Origin of the sequence: Xanthomonas vasicola pv. musacearum NCPPB 4379 (assembly GCF_000277895.2) — a bacterium.
Taxonomy (GTDB): domain Bacteria; phylum Pseudomonadota; class Gammaproteobacteria; order Xanthomonadales; family Xanthomonadaceae; genus Xanthomonas; species Xanthomonas vasicola.
The window spans coordinates 2,783,551-2,805,008 of record NZ_CP034655.1 but is presented as its reverse complement, the minus strand read 5'-3'; the positions used below and the strand labels follow the sequence as shown (position 1 = coordinate 2,805,008).

Sequence of the window (21,458 nt, the reverse complement as noted above, 5' to 3'; positions counted from 1 at the left end):
CTTCATCGCCAGGCCAATGCGGTACGGCCGGCGCGTGGTGGTAAACCACCGCAGCATCTGCGCGGGACTGCTTTGGTAATGCTGCAGGCATGGGGTGAGCAAACTCCAGCACGCGTCTTGCCTGCGACCAAGTGTGCGACACTTGCCGCACCGTGCAACCTGCCCGTCGCGCCTGCGCGCATAGCGGCTGCAGGTGCGTGCAGGCATCTTCCAATCAACCGCCCAATGCTTCCGGCAGCAGCGCGTCGACGAAGGCGACCGGGTCGAATACGCGCAGATCTTCCGGGCGCTCGCCAATGCCGGCAAAGCGGATCGGAATATTGAACTCGCGCGCCAGTGCGAACACCACGCCGCCCTTGGCGGTGCCATCGAGCTTGGTCACGACCAGACCGGTGACACCAACTGCAGCATGGAACTGGCGCAGCTGGGAAATGGCGTTCTGGCCGGTGGTGCCGTCGATGACCATCAACACTTCGTGCGGCGCGGCGGCATCGATCTTGCCAAGCACGCGGCGGATCTTGCCCAGCTCGTTCATCAGCCCGGTCTGGGTGTGCAGGCGCCCGGCGGTGTCGGCGATCAACACATCGGTGCCGCGTGCCTTGGCTGCCTGCAACGCGTCGAACGCCACCGACGCAGCATCGGCGTTCTGCCCTTGCGCGATCACGGACACGCCGTTGCGATCACCCCAAGCCTGCAACTGCGCCACGGCAGCGGCACGGAAGGTGTCGCCGGCGGCTAGCATCAGGCTGTTGCCTTCGTCCTTGAAACGCTTGGCGAGCTTGCCGATGGTGGTGGTCTTGCCAACGCCGTTGACGCCGACGGTGAGCACCACGAACGGCTTCACCGAGCGGTCGATGACCAGTGGCTTGGAGACAGGCTGCAGCAGTGCGATGAGATCGGCGCGCAGTGCCTTGAACATTGCCTGCGCATCGACGAATTCGCGCGACTTCATGCGCTTGCGCAGGCCTTCGATCAATGCGGTGGTAGCGCCGATGCCGACGTCGGCGGTGATCAGCGCAGTTTCGATTTCATCCAGCAGATCGTCGTCGAGCTTGGGGTTGCGCGAGAACAGGCCGCCGAAGCTGCGTGCAAAGGTGCTGTTGCGCAGGCGCTCGCGCCAGCCGGTTTTGCCTGCCGGCGCAGCAGGGAGGGCGTCGCGCTGGCCGACGATGCTGTCGCTGTCCTGCGTGGTCGGCAGCGGTGCGCTGACGATGGCCGGCGCGGTGACTGTCGGCGCAGCAGTTGCCGGAGTTGCAGCAATGGGAACTGCGGCAACTGGTGGAGCGATAGGTGCAGGCGCTGCAACCGCGGGAGCGACGACTGGCGGCGTAGCAACCGGCGCTGCGACCACGGCAGGCGCTGCGCTTTGCGGCGGCGTTGCCGGTTGCTCGGGCGCAGCGTCAGGTGGCGTCGGTGTGGTCTGCGGCTGCATCACCCCCGGTGGCACCACGACGGTGACTGGCGTGCTTGGCGCACTAGCGGGAATCGGATCTGGCAGTGCCTGCAATGCGGTCGGCGCAGGCGCCGCCGGGGCCGCAGGGGTGCTCGGAACGGCCGCAATGCTCTGCGCTTGACCAGTGCGTGCAGCGATCTCCTGCGCAAGCTGGTCGGCGGGCGTGGCGGCAGGCGGCGGCGCAGCGACAGGGGCTGCAGGTTCGGTACGCGGCGCTGCAAGAGTGGCTGGAGCGATAACCGGCGCTGCGGCTGTGTCTATCGCTGGTTGGGCATTCGGCATCGCCTCGACCGGCGAGGCCGGCGTGGCGGCAGACGGCGCGGTGGGAAATGCAGCTGCCAGTTCTTCCAGGCTGTAGCGCGAGGTACGCGAGCTGTCGGGCGTGGTTGGCTTGTTACGGCGAAAAAAGCTGGCCATTGGCAACGCAGTAGGGGAAACCCGAAATTCTATCATCCGGGCCTTGTGGCGCCTTGACGCGCCCTTCAGCGCAACACGCTATGTAAGCGCATCGCATGTACCGCGACGGCCGCTTGTGTGGCGACTCAGCTGCGCTCGCCAACACGAGGCAAATCCTGCTGAATTCGGCATTTGTGCCGGCTATGTGTCAATGCGAACTTCTGTCTTATAACTGACCTTTCAGTGCACGGTAATCGCGTGGCGTCATGCCGACGGTGGCCTTGAACTGACGCGCAAAGGCGCTCTGGTCGGCAAAGCCGCAGCGTTGCCCGATGCTGGCGATGCTGTCGTCGCCGTATAACAGCCGCATCGCTGATTCGATACGCAACTTGGTCAACAGTTGCTGCGGGGTGACCTGAAAGACGCGGCGGAAGTGGCGTTCCAACTGCGCCACCGACAGCCCGGCCAGGTCTGCAAGGCTTTGCACGCGCAGGTTGTCGCCGAAGTTGGCCTGCATGTGTTCCATCACCTGGCTCAAGCGTTCGTAAGCGGAGTGACGGCTATCGGGCTGGCCCAGATCGCGCGAGATACCAACCACGCCGATCACCTCATTGGCCTCGCACAGCGGGCGTTTGAACGTCAGGCACCAGCCCGGCAGGCGATTGGGGTACAGATGCACCTCGAGTTGGTTGTCGATGAGCTCGCCACACAGCACGCGGCGGTCCTGCATCATGTAGCTGCCGCCCAGCGGCAAGGGGAAGACTTCCAGCGGTGAACGGCCGATGATCTCGCTGCGCAGCTTACGTCCCAGCCGGCGCACCAGGGTCAGGTTGCAGTGGGTGTAGCGGCCCTCACTGTCCTTGATGAAGAACACCACATCCGGCAGTGCATCGAACAGCGTCTGCATTTCCAGGGCGGGTAGGTTGAGATCCATCAGGGTCATGGTAGCGGTCACGATTAGACGGTTGCACGAATGTGCAACCCAGCAATGATCCTAGCGCAAACGCGCGGCTGTGATTGGGGTTGGCGATTGTGCAGATTTCCGCATTTTCACTTCGCATTGGGCGCTAGTCGTCCGCAGGCTGGCAGTGGGAGCATGAGCCATGCACACCATCGACGTCATCGACTCCCATACGGCCGGCGAGCCCACCCGCGTGGTCCTTTCCGGTTTCCCCGATCTGGGCGATGGCGACCTGGCGCAATGCCGCGAGCGTTTCCGCAGCGAGTTCGACCAGTGGCGCAGCGCCATCGCCTGCGAACCGCGTGGGTCGGACACCATGGTGGGCGCCCTGTTGCTGCCGCCGCGCGAGCCGGGTGCCTGCACCGGGGCGATCTTCTTCAATAACGTGGGCTACCTGGGCATGTGCGGGCACGGCACCATCGGCGTGGTACGCACGCTTGCCGAACTGGGGCGCATCGCGCCGGGCCAGCACCGGATCGAGACGCCGGTGGGCACGGTGGGCGTGGAGCTGGCCGACGACGGCACGGTGTCGGTGGACAATGTCGAGAACTATCGCTTTGCCAGCGGCGTGGAGGTCGAGGTGCCGGGGCATGGTCAGGTGCGTGGCGACGTGGCCTGGGGCGGCAACTGGTTCTTCATCACCGAGCAGGCGCCATGTGCACTGGATCTGGCGCATCAACGCGAGTTGACTACCTACACCGAAGCGATTCGGCTGGCCCTGGAAGCGGCCGGTATCACGGGCGAAGCCGGTGGCGAGATCGACCATATCGAAGTCAATAGCGCCGCGCCCGATGGCAGCGGTGTGGCGCGCAATTTCGTGCTGTGCCCTGGCTTGGCCTACGACCGCTCGCCGTGCGGTACTGGCACCAGCGCCAAGCTGGCGTGTCTGGCGGCCGACGGCAAGCTGGCCGAAGGCGAGCGCTGGGTGCAGCAGGGGATTCTGGGCAGCGCCTTCGAAGGCAGTTATCGCGTGAGCGGGCGCGGCATCGCGCCGCGCATCAGCGGGCAGGCCTTCATCACTGCGCGCTCGCAATTGGTGATCGACCCGGCCGATCCGTTCGCCTGGGGCATCGTGGCCTGATGGATGTCGTGCGGCCAGCGCCGGTGGTTGCGTCGGCCACGTCGTCGGCCGATGCGGTGTCTGCTGCAATAGCGGAGACGTCTGCGGCGCTGTCTGCGTCGACATCGGCACCTGGACTGGGCGGCGACTGCGAAACCGTTTCGGCAACGTCTGCTGCTTCCACGCGGCGCAGTTACGACCTGATCGTGATCGGCGCCGGCATCGTGGGCGCCGCCTGCGCCGAAGCCGCGGCGGGCGAGGGATTGCGCGTGGCGATCGTCGAGCCGGGACCGATCGGCGGCGGCTCCACCGCAGCGGCGATGGGGCACCTGGTGGCAATGGACGACGACCCGGTCGAGCTGGCGTTGTCGGCGTATTCGCTGCGGTTGTGGGAGCGCTTCGCCACGCTGAGCGAAGCCGAATTCAGCCGCTGCGGCACGCTGTGGGTGGCCCGCGACGCGCGGGAATTGGCGGCGGTGCCGGCCAAGATCGCGCGCCTGGCAACCGCCGGCCTGCATGCCGAAGCGATCGATGCAGCGCAGCTGTATGCGCTGGAACCACAGTTGGTACTAGGCTTGGCTGGCGGCATGCGCGTGCCTGATGAAGCTGTGGTGTATCCACCGCGGGTGGCGCGCCATTTGGTGAGTTTGGCCTGTAAGTCCGGCGCCCGGCTGTTTGCCGGGCGTCGCGTGGCGCAGTTGCAGGCGCATGCGGTGCGCCTGGACGATGGGCAGGTGCTCTCGGGCCCGGTGTTGGTCGCCAGCGGTGTGGCCTTGCCGCAGTTGCTGCCTGAGCTGGCATTACGCCCGCGCAAAGGCCACTTAGTCATCACCGACCGGCACCCGGGGTTGATCCAGCATCAGCTACTGGAACTCGGTTACGCCGATTCGGCGCATGGTGCCGACGACACCAGCGTGGCCTTCAATGTGCAGCCGCGGCCAACCGGGCAGATTCTGATCGGCTCGTCGCGCCAGTTCGGCGAACACGATCGTGCACTGTCGATGCCGGTGCTGCAGCAGATGTTGCAACGCGCGTTCGTGTATTTGCCGGTGCTGCGCGAGCTGCAGGCGATCCGCGTGTGGACCGGGTTGCGTCCCGCCACGCCGGACGGGCGCCCGTATTTAGGGGCTGTGCCCGGCCGGCGCGATGTGTGGGTGGCCGCCGGCCACGAGGGGCTAGGGGTCACCACGGCGCTGGGGAGCGCACGGGTGATCGTGGATAGTCTGCTTGGGCGGACCCCGGCCATCGACCCGGCGCCGTATGCACCGGCGCGTGCCGTGCAAGGTGCGCCCGCATGAGCGCGACCGTGCGTCTGCATGTGGATGCGCAGTTGGTCGCAGTGCCGGCCGGTGCCAGCGTGGCGGCTGCTGTGGCGCAGGCTACGCTGCGGTTCCGCGAATCCAGCGGCGGGCAACCGCGCGCGCCGTTATGCGGCATGGGCGTGTGTTTCGAATGTCGCGTGCGCATTGATGGCGTCGGTCAGCAACGCGCGTGCCTGGTGGATGCGCGCGATGGCATGCAGGTGCGAACCGGTGGCTGAGCGTGTGCTGCATTTCGACGTGTTGGTGATCGGCGCCGGCCCCGCCGGGCTGGCGGCGGCGCAGGCGGCGGCCAGCCAAGGCGTGCGCGTGGGCGTGGTGGACATGCAGCCGCGTGCTGGCGGGCAGGTATGGCGCCGCGACGTGCACCATGGCGCGCCGGCTGATGCGCGCGCACTGCTGCAGCAAGTGGCGGGCAATGCAGCAATTACGGTGCTGACGCGCACGCAAATTTTGCTGGCGCAACCGGGCTGGCTATTGGCCGATGGCCCGGACGGCACGCTGCAACTGCACTACGCCGCGTTGGTGCTGGCCACCGGTGCGCGCGAATTGCTGCTGCCGTTTCCAGGCTGGACTCTGCCCGGCGTCACCGGTGCCGGCGCGGCGCAGGCGCTGGCCAAGCAGGGTTGGCCGCTTGCCGGCAAGCGTGTGCTGGTGGCTGGGAGCGGCCCCTTGCTGTTGGCCAGTGCGGCCACGTTGCAACGGCATGGCGCGCAGGTGCTCGGCATCCACGAACAAACCTCGGCAGCGGCGTTGCGCAAGTTCGCGCTGCAATTGTGGCGCTGGCCGGGTAAAGCCGCGCAGGCCGCGGCGTTGCGCCTGCAGCTGCATGCAGTGGCGTATCGCGCCGGCAGCGTTGTGGTTGCCGCGCATGGCGACACGCAGCTGCGCGAAGTCGAACTCGAAGGGCCCACCGGCCGCACGCGTGTTGCCTGCGATCAATTGGCGGTGGGCTATGGCCTGGTGCCCAACACCGAGCTTGCGCAATTGCTGGGTTGCCAGCTGCAGGCATACGGCGCGCACCAGCAGGTGCAGGTAGATGCGTTGCTGCGTACCAGCGTCACCCAGATATTTGCCGCCGGCGAAGCCTGCGGCATCGGCGGGCGCGATTGCGCATTGATTGAGGGTGCGATGGCCGGGTATATGGCCGCCGATGCCCCGGACGCTGCGCTGCGCCTGCAACCAAGGCGTCATGCGGCGCGTGCGTTTGCCGATCTGCTGCAGCAGCAATTCGCGCTGGATCCACGCATCCGCACGCTGGCACAACCGGACACGCTGATCTGCCGCTGCGAAGACGTGCCGCTGGGCGCGCTGGACAGCTTCAACGATGCACGCGATGCCAAGCTCGCGTCGCGCTGCGGCATGGGCGCCTGCCAGGGTCGCATCTGCGGGACTGCGCTGGCCGAACTGGGCCGTTGCCCGCCCGATCTTTCCACCGACGCCGGCCGCCGGCCGCCGTTGTTCCCGGTCCGCCTCGCGGCGCTGGCCGATTCGTTCACTTCCGACTCGCAAGGGAATCATCCATGAGCATTGCTGCGTTCTGGCACGGCGTGTTGCCAGCCATCACCACCCCGTTCACCGCTAACGGCGACATCGACCACGACTTCCTCGGCAAGCACGCCAACCAGTTGGTGGATGCCGGTTGCACCGCAATCGTGCCGCTGGGCTCGTTGGGCGAAGCGGCCACCTTGAGCGTGGAAGACAAGCTGGCGATCCTGCGCACGCTGGTGACCGCCTTGAACGGCCGCGTGCCGGTGGTGCCGGGTATCGCCAGCCTTGCCACCGGAGAAGCAGTCGCGCTAGCCAAAGCGGCCAAGGACATCGGCTGCGGCGGCTTGATGGTGCTGCCGCCGTACGTGTATTCCACCGATTGGCGCGAGATGGGCGCGCATGTGCGCGCGGTGATCGCCGCAACCGATCTGCCGGTGATCCTGTACAACAATCCGGTCGCCTACAAGACCGATTTCGGCCCGGCGCAGATCGCCGAGCTGGCTGCCGAATTCCCGAACCTGCAGGCAGTGAAGGAGTCCTCCGGCGACGTGCGCCGTTTCGCCGCGCTGCAGGAATTGCTGGGCGATCGCCTGGCGCTGCTGGTCGGCATGGACGATGCCATCGTCGAGGGTCTGAGCATGGGCGCCAAGGGCTGGATTGCCGGCCTGGTCAATGCGTATCCAAAAGAATCGGTACGCCTGTTCGAACTCGCCCGCGATGGCGGTTACCCGGCGGCCAAGGAGCTTTACCACTGGTTCCTGCCGCTGCTGCGTCTGGATACCGTGCCCACCTTCGTGCAGCTGATCAAATTGGTGCAGGCAAAAGTAGGCATGGGCAGCGAGCAGGTGCGTGCACCGCGCCTGGTGGTGGCTGGCGCCGAGCGCGATGCTGCGTTGAAGGTGATTGACCATGCCATCGCCACTGCGCCCAAGTTGTCTTGATGGCGCAATGACGCTGTCATCGCACGCTGTGCCTGCGGGTGAGCGCAGGATGCGGCCTGTGCCGATTCGCACCACGCGCCGTACCTATGCGTGGTGCGATGCGTCCGCCGCTGCGGATGTGGCACCCAGTGCTGCATCCGTATCACCTTTTTGGTCGGCCGCTGGCGCACAGTGCGCAGGCCCTGCATCCCTGTCATCGAAGGTGCCGCAATGAACGACACGAACCACTCCACTCCCGCGACCACAGCAGAGATTCTGCTGGGTGGCCAATGGCAACCCAGCCGTGCCCCCACCGGCCGCTTCCGCGCCGCCAACCCGGCCACCGGTGAGCCGATCGGGCCGCATTTTCCGATCAGTGGTGCGGACGATGTGGAAGCGGCCGTCGTTGCGGCGCAGGCAGTGACAGCGGAACTCGCGGCCGCGCCGGTCGAGCGCATCGCGGCCTTTCTGGACCGCTACGCTGACGCACTGGATGCCGATGCCGACACCTTGGTTGCACTGGCGCATGCCGAGACGGCGTTGCCGGCGCCCACCCGCCTGCGCGGCAACGAACTGCCGCGCACCAGCGGGCAATTACGTCAGGCCGCAAACGCGGTACGTAGTTACAGCTGGACCCAGCCCATCATCGACAGCGCGGCAGATCTGCGTTCGCACCTGGCGCCGCTGGGCAAGCCGGTGTTGGTATTCGGCCCAAACAATTTCCCGTTCGCGTTCAATGCAATTGCCGGCAGCGACTTCGCCTCGGCGATTGCCGCGCGCAACCCGGTCATCGCCAAGGCGCATCCGCTGCATCCGGCCACCAGCCAGCGCATGGCGCAGCTGGCGCATCAGGCGCTGGTCGCGGCCGGTCTTCCTGCGGCGGCCGTGCAGCTGCTGTATCACTTCGACAATGCCATCGGTGTGCGTTTAGCAGGTGATGCGCGACTGGGCGCGATTGGCTTTACCGGCAGCCGTGCCGGTGGGCTGGCGCTGAAGGCAGCCGCAGACGCAGCGGGCGTGCCGTTCTATGCCGAGCTGTCCAGCGTCAACCCGGTGTTCCTGTTGCCCGGCGCGCTGGCCGAACGCGGCGATGCGCTTGCGCAGGAATTCTTCGCATCCTGCACGCTTGGCAGCGGCCAGTTCTGCACCAATCCCGGCGTGGTGGTTGTGCCGCACGGTGCGGCGGGCGATGCATTCGTGGCAGCCACCAAGGCGCATTTCGAAGCGGCCATGCCGATGGTGCTGTTCTCCGCCTCCGGCGTCCACGGTGTGCAACGTGGCGTGGCGGACCTGCGTGCTGCCGGTGCCAGCATGCTGGCCGGCGGTCACACCGGCGAGGATGGCTACCGCTATGCACCCACCTTGTTGAGCGTGGGTGCGCAGGCCTTCATTGCCAAGCCGCATGCGCTGCAGGCCGAAGCCTTCGGCCCGGTGAGCCTGTTGGTGCGCGCAGCCGATGTGGCGCAAATGGCCCAGGTTGCTGCTGCGTTCGAAGGCAATCTCACCGGTACGCTGTACCGCGCCGCCGACGGCACCGACGATGCGGCTTGGCAGGCCATCGCCCCGGTGCTGCGCGCGCGTGTAGGGCGCTTGATCAACAGCAAGATGCCGACCGGCGTGGCGGTGAGCGCAGCGCAGAATCATGGCGGCCCGTTTCCGAGCACCGGGCATCCGGGATTCACTGCGGTGGGCATGCCCGGCGCCATCCGCCGTTTTGCCGCCTTGCATAGCTACGACGCAGTGCCAGATGCGCTGCTGCCTGCCGAATTGCGTCAACGCAATCCGGGCGGTGTGCAGCGTCTGGTTGATGGGCACTGGAGCACCGCCGATCTTGGAGCGGGCGCATGAGCAGCCAGATCGGCGGGCTGTCGCTGGAGCAGGCGCGCGCGCAACTGGCACCGTGGACCCAACGCGCCGCGCCGATCGCCACAGACGAATACGAGTGCCGCATCGAGCGCGCACGTGGCTTGATGCGTTCGCATGGCGTGGATGCGCTGTTGATCGGCGCCGGCACCTCGCTGCGCTACTTCACCGGCGTGCCGTGGGGCGCGAGCGAACGTCTGGTCGCGTTGCTGCTGATGCTGGACGGCGACCCGGTGTTGATCTGCCCCGCATTCGAAGAAGGCTCGCTGGATGCGGTTCTGAAGATCCCGGTGGCCAAATACCTGTGGGAGGAACACGACGACCCGTATGCGCTGGTGGTGCAGGCCATGGATGAGCGCCATGCGCATGCCTTGGCGCTGGACCCGGGCATTGCATTCGCCGTGCACACCGGTCTGCGTGCGCATCTGGGCAAGGCAATTCGCGATGCCGGCTCCATCATCGATGGCTGCCGCATGTGCAAGTCGCCGGCCGAGTTGGCATTGATGCAGCAGGCCTGCGACATGACCTTGTTGGTGCAGCGGTTGGCCGCCGGCATCGCGCACGAGGGCATCGGCACCGATCAATTGGTGCGCTTCATCGATGAGGCGCATCGTGCGCTGGGCGCGGATAACGGTTCGACCTTCTGCATCGTGCAATATGGCCATGCCACCGCGTTTCCGCACGGCATTCCCGGTGTGCAGCACCTGCGCGAAGGCGAACTGGTGTTGATCGACACCGGCTGTACCGTGCAGGGCTACCACTCCGACATCACCCGCACCTGGATCTATGGCGCCCCCAACGCTGCGCAGCAGCGCATCTGGGGCCTGGAACAGGCCGCGCAGGCGGCGGCGTTTGCGGCAATTCGCCCCGGCGTGGCGTGCGGGGCGGTGGACCAGGCGGCACGTACCGTATTGGAAGCTGCCGGGCTCGGGCCCGACTATCGGCTGCCCGGCCTGCCGCATCGCACCGGTCACGGCTGCGGTTTAGCGATTCATGAGGCGCCGTATCTGGTGCGCGGCAATGCACTGCCGCTGCAGCCGGGCATGTGCGCCAGCAACGAGCCGATGATTGTGGTGCCGGAGCAGTTCGGCGTGCGCTTGGAAGACCATTTCTACGTTACCGACGAAGGCGCGCAGTGGTTCACGCCGCCGTCGATAGCAATCGATCAACCGTTTGCGTGAGCCTGCCCAGGCTCACGCACCCGTAGGAGCGCGCTTGCGCGCGAATGGCTTTCTCGGTAACGCCCATCGCGCGCAAGCGCGCTCCTACGGCCGCCATCGCATCTTGGAGTAACTGCATGAAGCACCTGCGTCCTGTCGCTATCGGCCTGCTTGCAGCCGCGTTGTTCACCGCTTGCAAGCCGGCGCCGCCCGCAGCGGAGCAGGTGGCGACGCCTGCTTCCGCCTCAACCAGCGAGCAGGCTGCCAAGGCCTTCGATGCGCTGCTGGACAAGCAGTGGCAATACCAGCTGCAGCACACCCCGGAGTTCGCCAGCATCATTGGCGACAAGCGCTATAATGATCGCTGGAGTGATTACTCGCTGGAGGCCGTGCAGGCAGACCGCACCGCAACCGCCGACCTGCTCAAGCAGTTCGAAGCAGTGGATGCCAAGACGCTGGACGCGCAACGCCAGCTCAGCCTGCAGATGATGCTGGGACAGTTGCGCGACAAGCTGGAAGGCATCGATCTGAAGACCTATGCGATGCCGCTGGAGCCGATTGGCGGCATACAGCTGGCGCTGGCCGGGTACGGCGATGCATTCCCGTTTGAAAACGCCAAGGACTACCAGGATTACATCAAGCGCTTGCAGACACTCCCGACGGTGATCGAGCAGGTCATTGCGGTGTCGCGCCAGGGGGCAAAAGATGGCCTCACTCAACCGCGTTATTTGCTGGAGCGCATGCCCGAGCAGATCGACAAGATCGCCGCGTTGACCGGCGAACAGAGCCCATTCGCCTCGCCGTTGAAAAAGCTCGACGCTGCCGTACCGGCCGATCAACGCGAGGCCTTGCGCAAACAACTGCTTGCAGCGATCGACCAGCAGGTGCGCCCGGCGTACAGCAAATTGGCCGCGTTCGTGCGCGACGAATACGCTGCGCAAGGGCGCGCGCAGGAGGGCTTATGGTCGCTACCCGATGGTGAGCGCCGTTATCGCTATGCCATCCATACCCAGACCACCACCGACATGGCGCCGGAGGACATCCACCAGATCGGTTTGAAGGAGGTCGCGCGCATCGAAGGCGAGATGACGGTGATCGCCAAGGCACAGGGTTTTGCCGACCTGGCCAGCTTCCGCAAGTCAGTGGAGACCGATAAGCGCCACTTTGCGACCTCGGGTGAGCAGATTCTGCAGCAGTACCGCCAATACATCGCGGCGATGGAGCCGGAGCTGCCCAAGTTGTTCGGCCATCTGCCCAAGACGCCGCTGGAAGTGCAGGCGATGCCGGCCTTCCGGCGTACTGCGCCTGGTGCCGAATACTGGCAAAGCAATCCGGAAGGCACCAAGCCGGCGATCGTGAAGGTCAACACCAGCGACTTCGCCAGCCGCACGCTGATCAATATCGAAACCACCGCCTATCACGAAGGCGTGCCGGGCCATCACCTGCAGATCTCGCTTGCGCAGACGCTGCCGTTGCCGCCGTTCCGCCAGCAGGCCGGCTACAACGCCTATATCGAAGGCTGGGCGCTGTATGCCGAGCGCCTGGGCAAGGAGATCGGTTTCTTCAAGGACCCGTACAACGATTACGGGCGTCTGTCCGGCGAGTTATTGCGCGCAAACCGTTTGGTGCTCGATACCGGTGTGCACTACAAACACTGGAATCGCCAGCAGATGGTGGATTTCTTCCACGCGCATCCGTCCGATGACGAGCCCAGCATCCAGTCCGAAACCGATCGCTACATCGTGTGGCCGGGCCAGGCGCTGGGCTACAAGCTCGGTCAGCTGCAGATCCTGGCATTGCGTGCGGAAGCGGAAAAAGAACTCGGCGAACGCTTCGATGTACGCGCCTTCCATGATGCGGTGCTCGGCGGCGGTGCGATGCCGCTGGCGATGCTGCAGCAACGTGTGCGGCAGTGGATTGCGCAGGCCAAGGTAGCACCGGAGGCAAAAAAAAAAAAATGACGACGGGCAGCGTATTCCGCGCGAGCGCAATGAGCCTATTGATTGCAGCCAGTTTGAGCGGCGTTGCGCTGCCGGCGCAGGCGCCGACGCTGTTGCTGCGGCCACGCAGAACACCGCAGCGGCACGCTTCAAGGCCTTGTACACGCGCGAATGGCGCTGGCGGCAGGCCCAGGCGTCCGGCGCGGTGGATGAGGACAACCAGGCCACGCAGGAGCAGCAATCCGATCATCTGCCCAAGGTCGATGTCGCCACGCAGAACCTGCGCACGGCGTATTGGCAACAAGCGTTGAAGGAACTGGATGCCATTCCGCAGGCGCAGTTGTCGGCCGAAGATCAGGTGAGTTACCAGGTGTACCGGCAGCAGTTGCAGGTGTTGCTGGACCAGCAGCATTTTCGCGCCTGGGAAATGCCGTTCAACAGCGACTCCGCATTCTGGAGCGATCTAGGATTCAGCGCCGAAGCCAAGCTGCGCACGCGCGAGGATTACCAGCGTTATCTGAAGATGCTGGCCGATATTCCGCGCTATTTCGCCGAGCACACCGACAATATGCGCGCGGGGCTGGCGCGTGGTTTCAGCCAGCCCCAGGTCACGATGACCGGTCGCGACCAATCCATCGCCGATGTGGCGCAGGCCAAAGGTGAGGCCAATCCGTTCTACGCACCGTTCAAGCAAATGCCGGCAACGCTGCCGGCCGATGTGCAGGCGCAGCTGCGCCTGCAAGCGGTCAAGGCCATCGATACGCAGGTGGTGCCGGCGTACGCCAAGTTGCTGGACTTCATTCGCAATGAGTACCAGCCGCGCGCACGCCCCACGCTGGCCGCCGAAGCTTTGCCGGACGGGCAGGCGTATTACCGCGCGCAGATTCGCGAGTTCACCACGCTGGATTTGAGCCCCGATCAAATCCATCAGATCGGCTTGCAGGAAGTGGCCAAGCTGCGCACCCAGATGGACCAGACCATCGCCTCCAGCGGCTTCAAGCCGCCGGCCGGGCAGGCGGTTTTTCCCGCGTTTCTGCACTTCCTGCGTACTGACCCGCAGTTCTACGCCAAGACCCCGGAAGAGTTGCTCAAGCAGGCGGCGTGGATCGCCAAGCGCGTGGACGCCAAGGTGGGCGATTACATCGGCCGGCTGCCGCGCCGGCGGTTTGCGATCGAGCCGGTGCCGCCGGAGCTTGCGCCGTTTTACACCGGTGGCCGCGGGGGGCCGGGCATTTATTTGGTCAACACCTACAACCTGCCGTCGCGGCCGCTGTACAACCTGACCGCGCTCACGCTGCATGAGTCCTCGCCGGGCCACGCACTGCAGATGCCGCTGGCGGCAGAGGCGCAGGGCTTGCCGGAGTTCCGGCGTTACGGCTACATCTCTGCCTACGGCGAGGGTTGGGCGCTGTATTCGGAGTATCTGGGCCAGGAAATGGGCATGTACGACACGCCCTATGACCGCTTCGGGTATCTGACCTACCAGATGTGGCGCGCCTGCCGCTTGGTGATCGATACCGGCATCCATCACAAGGGCTGGACGCGCGAACAAGCGCAGGCCTACCTGCGCGACAACACCGCGCTGAGTGAGCACGAAGTGACCACCGAGGTGGACCGCTACATCGCCTGGCCGGGACAGGCGCTGTCGTACTACCTGGGCGAGTTGGAGATGCTGGAACTGCGCCACAAGGCAGAAGCTGCACTCGGCGAGAAGTTCGACCTGCGCAACTTCCACGATGCGCTGCTGCAGACCGGTTCGGTGCCATTGCCGGTGCTGGAAGCACGCATCGACCGCTTCATCGCCGATGGTGGCGTGTCGCCATATCCAGCCGACGACGCTGCAGACGTCTCGGCAGAGGCCAAAACGTCTGCCAGCGACTAATGCGTGCGCCACGCCTTTATTGAAATAACCGCGCTTTCCTCACTTCGGGGCGACGTATGACCACACACGGTGCGACTACACAAGGCAAGTTCCACAAGCGGCTTAGCCTGACCGACCTGACCTTTATCGGGCTGGGTTCGATCTTCGGCTCCGGGTGGTTATTTTCGGCCAGCCATGTCTCCTCGATTGCAGGACCAGCCGGCATCGTGTCGTGGATTTTGGGCGGCCTCGCGGTGCTGCTGCTCGGGCTGGTGTATTGCGAGCTCGGTGCGGCCTTGCCGCGCGCGGGCGGGGTGGTGCGCTACCCGGAGTATTCGCATGGTGCCTTGCTCGGCTCGTTGACCGGCTTCATCACCTTGATCGCATTTTCCAGCTTGATTGCGATCGAAGTGGAAGCCGCGCGGCAATACGCAGCAGCGTGGTTCCCGTGGCTAAGTCAGCCGAACAGTACGCATCCCAGCATCTGGGGCTGGCTGGTGCAGCTGGCCTTGCTGGTGCTGTTTTTCCTGCTCAACTATTTCAGCGTCAAGACCTTTGCGCTGGCCAACAACATCGTCAGCATCTTCAAGTTTCTGGTGCCGATCCTGGTGATCGTGCTGCTGATGAAGGATTTCAATGCAGACAATCTCACCGTGCATGGGTTCGCACCCTCGGGCATCTCCGGGGTGGAAGCGGCGATCTCGGCCGGCGGGATTATCTTCGCGTATCTGGGGCTGACCCCGATCGTATCGGTGGCCAGCGAGGTGCGCGACCCGCAGCGCAATATTCCGATTGCGCTGATCCTGTCGGTGGCGTTATCCACCGTGATTTACGTGCTGCTGCAGCTGGCGTTTCTGGGCGGCATTCCGGCCGCGCAACTCGCACAAGGCTGGGCGGGCATCGACAAGGCCTTCTCGCTGCCGTACCACGACATCGCACTGGTCTTGGGCATGGCGTGGCTGGCTGCGCTGGTGATCTGCGATGCGATGGTGTCGCCCAGCGGTACCGGCAACATCTACATGAATGCCACGCCGCGCGTGGTGTATGGCTGGGCGCGGAGCGGGGGATTCTTGCCGGTGCTGACGCGGGTGGACCCGGTGTCCGGCATCCCGCGTCCGGCGTTGTGGTTGACTCTGGGCTTATCGATCTTCTGGACGCTGCCTTTCCCTTCGTGGGAAACGCTGATCGGCGTGGTATCGGCCGCCTTGGTGCTGAGCTACGCGGTGGCGCCGGTCACCGTGGCAGCCTTGCGCCGTAGCGCACCGGACTTGCCGCGCCCATTTTTCGTGCGCGGCCTGACGGTGCTGGGGCCGCTGTCGTTCATGGTGGCGGCGTTGATTGTGTACTGGTCCACCTGGCCAACCCTGTCGTGGCTGCTCGGCTTGCAGGTGCTCGCATTCGCGCTGTACGTGCTGTATCGCTTGCCTTCGCGTGAGGGGCGCACGCGCTTGTTGCGGCAGGTACGCGCATCGTTGTGGCTGATCGTGTTCTTCGTGCTGGTGATGCTGGTGTCGTGGGCCGGTACGTTCGGGGGACATGGCTGGATCGCGCATCCGTTCGATACGCTGAGCGTGGCGGTTATGGCGTTCTTCATCTACCACTGGGGCGCACGCAGTGGTTTGCGCAGTGACGAACTGGCGCTGGAGGAAGACGATGGGGAGTGATGCACGCCGCAGCGCGTGTGGTTTGTGTGGGTGGCGTGTGTTGGCCGCGTGCGTGATGGTGGTGTCGGGTGCTGCGCAGGCTGCCCCCAGCGTTGCCGACTACCAACGCTCGCTGGGTCTACGCGAGCAGTGGATGACGCTGACAGAGAATATCGCCTGGCCGGCGCAGTGGCAGGACGATGGCAGGTTTTATTATCGCAAGACGGTGCCGGGTGGCTTCGCGTTCGTCAGTGCCGATGTGGCCACGCTGCAGAAGCAGCCGGCCTTCGATCAGGCGCGCGTGGCGCAGGGCCTGACTGCGGCAACCGGCAAAACCTATGTGCCGTTGCGTCTGCCGTTCGAGCGGTTTTTCTTTTCGAAAGAGGGCGCGCGTAGCGATGGCGCCATTGTCTTCGCACTTGAAGACGAAGCCTGGCGCTGCACGCTGACCACCTACCACTGCGCGCCCGATGCACGTCCGCAGCAACAGTCACGTCCACGCGGCTTCGGCGTGGTACGCGACCCACTCGTGCCGGCCGACGCCACGCCGCGTCGTTCGCCGGATGCCAACTGGGAGGTACTGGCCGATGGCTGGAACCTGATGCTGCGCCGTGTCGCCGATGGGCAGGTAACCCGGCTCAGCAGCGACGGCCGCGCCGATGATTATTTCGATCTGGAGAGTGTTGCCTGGTCGCCGGATTCGCAGCAATTGGCGGTCTATCGCGTGCGTCCCGGGCTTGCCCGTCGTGTCACCCGTGTAGAGGCTGCGCCTGCCGGTGGCGGGCAACCGCTGGTGCACACCCAGCTGTACCCCAAGCCGGGCGATGCGGTGGATGTGGAGCGGCCGGTGCTGTTCGCGCTCGACGGCACACTGCGCAATGTGGAGACGGGCTTGTTCGATAACCCGTATTCGCTGTCGCCGCTGCAGTGGCGCAGCGATGGGCGCAGTGTGGCGTTCGAATACGTGCAGCGTGGTTTTCAACGCATGCGCGTGATCGCAGTGGATGCCCGCACTGCGCGCGCGCATGTGGCCGTTGGTGAAGACGCCCCCACCTTCGTGTATGCCGACCGCAGCTTTCGCCACGATGTCGATGGGCGCGGCGATGAGGTGCTGTGGATTTCCGAACGTGACGGTTGGCGGCACCTGTATCTGTTCGATGGGCGTAACGGCAAGCTGAAACGCCAGCTCACCCGCGGGCTGTGGGTGGTGCGCGATGTATTGCGCGTGGACGATACGCAGCGCCGCGTCTGGTTCACCGCCAGCGGCATGGATGCGGGCAAAGATCCGTACTATCGGCAACTGTACAGCGTGGACTTCGACGGCCGTCGGTTGACGCGCCTGACTCACGCTGATGCCGACCATGATGTAGCGATTGCCGATGATGGCCTGCATTACGTCGACGTCTATTCGCGTCCGAACCTGCCGCCGGTGATGGAGCTGCACGCCATCGATGGGCAACTGCTGCACACCGTGGAGCGCGGCACGATCGACACGCTGCAGGCCGCCGGCTGGCGCGCCCCGGAAACCTTCGTTGCCAAGGGGCGCGACGGCAGGACCGACATTTGGGGCATGGTGGTACGCCCGCGCGATTACGACCCGCGCAAACGCTACCCGGTGATCGAAAACATCTACGCCGGGCCGCATGATGCGTTCGTGCCCAAGACGTTCTGGCCTTTCGGTTATCACTCCGGCGGCGACAAGCAGATCGGCATGCAGGCGCAGGCCGATCTGGGTTTCATCGTGGTGATGATCGATGGCATGGGCACCGCCAATCGCTCCAAGGCGTTTCACGATGTGGCGTGGAAAAACCTGGGCGATTCCGGCTTTGCCGATCGCATCGCCTGGCATCGCGCACTGGCCGCCAAGGATCCGTCTTACGACATCAGTCGCGTTGGTATCTACGGCGCCTCGGCGGGCGGGCAGAGCACGCTGGGTGCGCTGGAACGTCACCCAGAGTTTTACAAGGTGGGCGTGGCCTTCGCTGGCTGCTACGACAACCGCATGGACAAGATCAGCTGGAATGAGCAGTGGATGGGCTGGCCGGTGGATGCGAGCTACGCTGACGCGTCTGGCGTGGTCAATGCAAGCAAGCTGCAGGGCGACCTGTTGCTGATCGTGGGCGAGCAGGACAGCAATGTGGATCCGGCGTCCACCGCGCAGGTGGTCGATGCCTTGATCAAGGCCGGCAAAGAGTTCGACCTGCTCAATGTGCCCGGTGGCGAGCACTCGGTAGGCCGCTCCAGCGGGCGGATCGATTACGTGCAACGCCGCCAGTACGACTTCTTCGTGCGCCACCTGCGCAACGAACCCACGCCGCACTGGAATTCGCTGCCATCGGAGGCGCAATGATGCGTTTGTTTGCTCGATTCAAGCCACAACGGCGCGGCCAGGTTGCCGCTCTTTTGTGGTTCATCGCGTTGCTGGCGGGCAGCATGCCGCTGCTTGCCGCCGCCGAAGAACTGCCACGGTTCTTCACCAAAGACGGCCGCCATGCGGTGTTTGTCGATGGTGCGCCGTACACCATCCTGGCCGCGCAACTGCATAACTCCAGCGCGTGGCCGGCGGTATTGCCGCAAGCCCTGGACGAGGTGGTGGCGCTGCATGCCAATACGGTGGAAGCACCGGTGTATTGGGAGCAGTTCGAGCCGGCGCAGGGCCGATTTGACAGCACTAATGTGGACGCGCTGATTGCCGGCACCCGCAAGCGTGGCCTGCGTGTGGCCTTGCTGTGGTTCGGCAGCTGGAAGAATGGCCAGATGCATTACGTGCCGGAATGGATCAAGCGCGACACGGCAACGTACCCGCGCATGCGCGATGCCAATGGCGAGCCGGTGGATGTGTTGTCGCCACATGTGGCCGCCAACATGCAGGCCGACGCGCGTGCATTCACTGCATTGATGCAGCACCTACGCAAAGTGGATGGCGACCGCCACACCGTGATTCTGGTGCAGGTTGAAAACGAGCCGGGCGCAATTGGCACGGTGCGCGACCATGGCCCGGCAGGGGAGGCCGCATTCGCGCAACCGGTCCCGGCCGCGATTGCGCGCGCCTTGGGCAAACCGCAGGGCAGCTGGCAGCAGTTGTTCGGCGCCGAGGCTGCGGAAGCCTTCAACGCCTATGCAACCGCCACGTACATCGAGCAAGTGGCCGCCGCCGGCAAGCGTGCGTATCCGCTGCCGTTCTACGTCAACACCTGGCTGCGCTACAAGGGCAAGCGCTATCCAGGCATGGACTATCCCTCTGGCGGTGCCACGGTGAACGTGTTCGCGCTGTGGCGCGCGGCCACGCCGTCGATCGATTTCATCGGCACCGACATCTACACCAACGATTACAACGAATACACCAAGGTCATCGGCCAGTACGCGCGGCCCGACAATCCGGCCTGGGTCTCGGAAACCGGCTTCGAGGCTGCCACCGCACCGTATCTGTTTCATGTGCTGGGGCAGGGAGGCGTCGGCTTTTCGGTTTTCGGCATGGATGGCAATCTTGATAGCGAAGCCAACCGCGCCGCGGTGGCAGCGCATGCTGCCAACTTCAAATTGCTGGCGCCGATGCAACGGGTTCTGGCGCAGGCCGCTTTCGACGGCCGGCTGCAGGCTGTGGCTGAGCAACCCGGCGCACCGCAGCGCACGCTGCGCTTCGGCGAGTGGGAGGCCAAGGTTTCGTTTGGTGCGCCCATGTGGGGCGATGCGCCGGCCATCCTGCCCGGCAACGACGACCACGCAGGCCGGCTGCTGGTGGCCCAACTGGGGCCGGAGGAGTTTCTGGTGACCGGTATGGCCGCACGCATTGAATTTTTCCGCGATGCAGCCGATACCCGTCATGGACAACTGTTGCGGGTAGAGCAGGGGCGGTATGTCGATGGGCGCTGGCAGATGGAAAAGCAGCTTAACGGCGACCAGACCGACTACGGCCTCAACTTCGGGCGTGTGGATGCGGACGGCAACGTGCCTGTGGTGTTGCGGGTGTGGGTAGGTACTTACTGAGCCTTGCTGATCGTGTCGTTGCCGCCTCCCGCCTGATGTCTGCAATGGGTTGGGCCTTGTTCGAATTCACTCACCGCCACACCGGAGCCACCATGAGCATCAGCAGCATCGCAAGTTCCGGAATGCAGGTCGCCGCACTGCGTCAGCAGGTGGCGGCCAGCAATGTCGCCCGTCAGCCGGTGGACGGCAGCCCGCGCCAGTCTGTCGCGGCTAGTACGCAGGCGAATGGCGGCGTGGCTGCCAACGTGGTCAATGCCAGTGCTGACCCGTCTGCGCCGGCCAGCGATCTGGTCGAAGGTCTAGCGGCCCGCAACGATTTTCAGGCCAATGCCAACGTGTTGCGGCGTTCCGACGAGATGCTGGGTAGCTTGTTGGATGTGTTGACCTAAGCGGTTTGGCCTACACGACGACGGTCGTCGACCTGTTGCATCGGGTGCAAGGCGTGTCTCGCGAGGGGCGAGGGCACCGCGCCCTCCACGCTTCGAGTCTGCAGGATCCTTGCCTGCCCACCATCGCAGGACACGCTGCAAGTACGTCCCTGTAAGCTCCGGGGCGGCATCCATGCCGCCAAGGGTCCTGCGACCGTGAGCGGGCAAGGACCAGTCGCGATGGTCGGTGCGCATGGTTCGGCAAAGCAACCGGCAGACGGCTTTGCCCTTTTCCTTCGCTTTCAAAAAAACCACCAGCCAACTGTCTGGTGTGTGTCGTCACTGCTTGCGGGACCGTTGACGGCATGGATGCCACCATCGAGCCCCATGGACGGGTTACTGCGTGTCCCGCAAGCGGCGAGGGCACTGCGCACTCGACGTGTCGATCTCCTTGCAACGCAGACGCGATGCGGGCAGCACGCATTCAAATAATCAGGCGTTGATCTGGAGCGTCATACTGAAATCGCTGTACTCACAGCCTCATTGCCCATCATCGCCCAGCACCTGTGCCGCATCCACGATATCCACGCCCTGCAGCTGTCCCAGCCAGTTGTCGAACCAGGGTTTGTGCATCGCGCCGACCACCGCCAATACCCTTGCGCCGGGTTGGTCGGCAAAGCTGGCATGCACGTTAGACACCATGCGCAGGTTGCGGATTTCCCAACCAGACACGTAGCGATAGCCGTAGTGCTCCTGCGAGCCTTCGCTCAGCGCCGCGCGAAAATCCACGCTAATGGCCAGTTGCTGGCTGGCCGGTAGATTGATCGCGCGGTACAGCTCCAGCAGTTTGCCTTCGCCAGCCAGCTGGCCTTCATGCTCACGCATGGCACGTGCACGTGGCCCGGCCTTGTCCCAGGCCGCCTGAATCGCCTTGCCATAGGCCGCCGGATCGCCCAGATCGATGGCGACGATGCCTTCGATCACGCCAGGATCGCCAATGCGCTGCCTACGGCGCGCACTCGGAAGGCGATGCTGC

Annotated in this window: 14 protein-coding genes and 2 pseudogenes; 13 read left to right on the top strand and 3 right to left on the bottom strand. The window is 64.8% G+C overall.

Annotation, left to right across the window (positions count from 1 at the left end; all coding sequences use genetic code 11):
* Positions 1–214: 214 nt before the first annotated feature.
* A complete protein-coding gene (gene ftsY / locus KWO_RS13005; RefSeq protein ID WP_010378207.1) occupies positions 215–1,870 on the bottom strand; it encodes a signal recognition particle-docking protein FtsY in 1,656 nt (551 codons plus the stop codon).
* Positions 1,871–2,075: 205 nt separating this feature from the next.
* Positions 2,076–2,792, bottom strand: a complete 717-nt coding sequence (locus KWO_RS13000) for an AraC family transcriptional regulator (protein WP_007965956.1) — start codon at positions 2,790–2,792, stop codon at positions 2,076–2,078.
* Between the two features lie 160 nt (positions 2,793–2,952).
* On the opposite strand from KWO_RS13000, the gene KWO_RS12995 reads away from it, so the two are divergent.
* The 13 genes and pseudogenes from KWO_RS12995 to KWO_RS12935 all read left to right on the top strand — a co-directional run bounded on the left by KWO_RS12995 (position 2,953) and on the right by KWO_RS12935 (position 20,443).
* On the top strand, positions 2,953–3,891 hold the full coding sequence (locus KWO_RS12995; RefSeq protein WP_010378205.1) for a proline racemase family protein: 939 nt from the start codon (positions 2,953–2,955) through the stop codon (positions 3,889–3,891).
* Positions 3,891–5,168 carry an NAD(P)/FAD-dependent oxidoreductase gene (locus KWO_RS12990; RefSeq protein ID WP_010363454.1) on the top strand — a complete coding sequence of 426 codons (1,278 nt, stop codon included), beginning with the start codon at positions 3,891–3,893 and terminating at the stop codon, positions 5,166–5,168. The genes KWO_RS12995 and KWO_RS12990 overlap by 1 nt, the downstream gene beginning before the upstream one ends.
* Positions 5,165–5,410 carry a 2Fe-2S iron-sulfur cluster-binding protein gene (locus KWO_RS12985; RefSeq protein ID WP_010378203.1) on the top strand — a complete coding sequence of 82 codons (246 nt, stop codon included), beginning with the start codon at positions 5,165–5,167 and terminating at the stop codon, positions 5,408–5,410. Before KWO_RS12990 ends, KWO_RS12985 begins: the two co-directional genes overlap by 4 nt.
* Entirely contained in the window at positions 5,403–6,716 is a 1,314-nt protein-coding gene (locus KWO_RS12980) for an NAD(P)/FAD-dependent oxidoreductase (protein ID WP_017112193.1), read from the top strand. The genes KWO_RS12985 and KWO_RS12980 overlap by 8 nt, the downstream gene beginning before the upstream one ends.
* Entirely contained in the window at positions 6,713–7,621 is a 909-nt protein-coding gene (locus tag KWO_RS12975; RefSeq protein ID WP_010363448.1) for a dihydrodipicolinate synthase family protein, read from the top strand. The genes KWO_RS12980 and KWO_RS12975 overlap by 4 nt, the downstream gene beginning before the upstream one ends.
* A gap of 210 nt (positions 7,622–7,831) precedes the next feature.
* Entirely contained in the window at positions 7,832–9,448 is a 1,617-nt protein-coding gene (locus tag KWO_RS12970) for an aldehyde dehydrogenase family protein (protein ID WP_010378196.1), read from the top strand.
* A complete protein-coding gene (locus KWO_RS12965) occupies positions 9,445–10,644 on the top strand; it encodes a M24 family metallopeptidase (protein ID WP_017112192.1) in 1,200 nt (399 codons plus the stop codon). The genes KWO_RS12970 and KWO_RS12965 overlap by 4 nt, the downstream gene beginning before the upstream one ends.
* A gap of 116 nt (positions 10,645–10,760) precedes the next feature.
* Positions 10,761–12,584 (top strand): DUF885 domain-containing protein, encoded by a 1,824-nt coding sequence (locus KWO_RS12960; RefSeq protein WP_010378184.1) that lies wholly within the window; start codon positions 10,761–10,763, stop codon positions 12,582–12,584.
* Positions 12,581–14,445 (top strand): annotated as a pseudogene (locus KWO_RS12955) (DUF885 domain-containing protein). The gene KWO_RS12960 and the pseudogene KWO_RS12955 overlap by 4 nt, the downstream one beginning before the upstream one ends.
* 56 nt (positions 14,446–14,501) lie before the next feature.
* The gene (locus tag KWO_RS12950; protein ID WP_010363436.1) at positions 14,502–16,088 is read left to right on the top strand and encodes an APC family permease; all 1,587 of its coding nucleotides are present in this window, start codon (positions 14,502–14,504) and stop codon (positions 16,086–16,088) included.
* A complete protein-coding gene (locus tag KWO_RS12945; RefSeq protein WP_026113232.1) occupies positions 16,078–18,417 on the top strand; it encodes a S9 family peptidase in 2,340 nt (779 codons plus the stop codon). Before KWO_RS12950 ends, KWO_RS12945 begins: the two co-directional genes overlap by 11 nt.
* The gene (locus KWO_RS12940; protein WP_026113370.1) at positions 18,417–20,054 is read left to right on the top strand and encodes a DUF5597 domain-containing protein; all 1,638 of its coding nucleotides are present in this window, start codon (positions 18,417–18,419) and stop codon (positions 20,052–20,054) included. The genes KWO_RS12945 and KWO_RS12940 overlap by 1 nt, the downstream gene beginning before the upstream one ends.
* A gap of 92 nt (positions 20,055–20,146) precedes the next feature.
* On the top strand, positions 20,147–20,443 hold the full coding sequence (locus tag KWO_RS12935; protein ID WP_010378174.1) for a flagellar basal body rod protein FlgC: 297 nt from the start codon (positions 20,147–20,149) through the stop codon (positions 20,441–20,443).
* Between the two features lie 519 nt (positions 20,444–20,962).
* Here the strand turns inward: KWO_RS12935 and KWO_RS12925 are convergent.
* Positions 20,963–21,385, bottom strand: a pseudogene (locus KWO_RS12925) (DUF5694 domain-containing protein); the annotation flags it as partial.
* Positions 21,386–21,458 lie beyond the last annotated feature (73 nt).

What these genes read in the sequence shown, in the direction of transcription:
- ftsY (WP_010378207.1), bottom strand. Translation starts at nt 1,870, where the DNA reads ATGGCCAGCTTTTTTCGCCGTAACAAGCCAACCACGCCCGACAGCTCG.
- KWO_RS13000 (WP_007965956.1), bottom strand. Translation starts at nt 2,792, where the DNA reads ATGACCCTGATGGATCTCAACCTACCCGCCCTGGAAATGCAGACGCTG.
- KWO_RS12995 (WP_010378205.1), top strand. Translation starts at nt 2,953, where the DNA reads ATGCACACCATCGACGTCATCGACTCCCATACGGCCGGCGAGCCCACC.
- KWO_RS12990 (WP_010363454.1), top strand. Translation starts at nt 3,891, where the DNA reads ATGGATGTCGTGCGGCCAGCGCCGGTGGTTGCGTCGGCCACGTCGTCG.
- KWO_RS12985 (WP_010378203.1), top strand. Translation starts at nt 5,165, where the DNA reads ATGAGCGCGACCGTGCGTCTGCATGTGGATGCGCAGTTGGTCGCAGTG.
- KWO_RS12975 (WP_010363448.1), top strand. Translation starts at nt 6,713, where the DNA reads ATGAGCATTGCTGCGTTCTGGCACGGCGTGTTGCCAGCCATCACCACC.
- KWO_RS12970 (WP_010378196.1), top strand. Translation starts at nt 7,832, where the DNA reads ATGAACGACACGAACCACTCCACTCCCGCGACCACAGCAGAGATTCTG.
- KWO_RS12965 (WP_017112192.1), top strand. Translation starts at nt 9,445, where the DNA reads ATGAGCAGCCAGATCGGCGGGCTGTCGCTGGAGCAGGCGCGCGCGCAA.
- KWO_RS12960 (WP_010378184.1), top strand. Translation starts at nt 10,761, where the DNA reads ATGAAGCACCTGCGTCCTGTCGCTATCGGCCTGCTTGCAGCCGCGTTG.
- KWO_RS12950 (WP_010363436.1), top strand. Translation starts at nt 14,502, where the DNA reads ATGACCACACACGGTGCGACTACACAAGGCAAGTTCCACAAGCGGCTT.
- KWO_RS12945 (WP_026113232.1), top strand. Translation starts at nt 16,078, where the DNA reads ATGGGGAGTGATGCACGCCGCAGCGCGTGTGGTTTGTGTGGGTGGCGT.
- KWO_RS12940 (WP_026113370.1), top strand. Translation starts at nt 18,417, where the DNA reads ATGCGTTTGTTTGCTCGATTCAAGCCACAACGGCGCGGCCAGGTTGCC.
- KWO_RS12935 (WP_010378174.1), top strand. Translation starts at nt 20,147, where the DNA reads ATGAGCATCAGCAGCATCGCAAGTTCCGGAATGCAGGTCGCCGCACTG.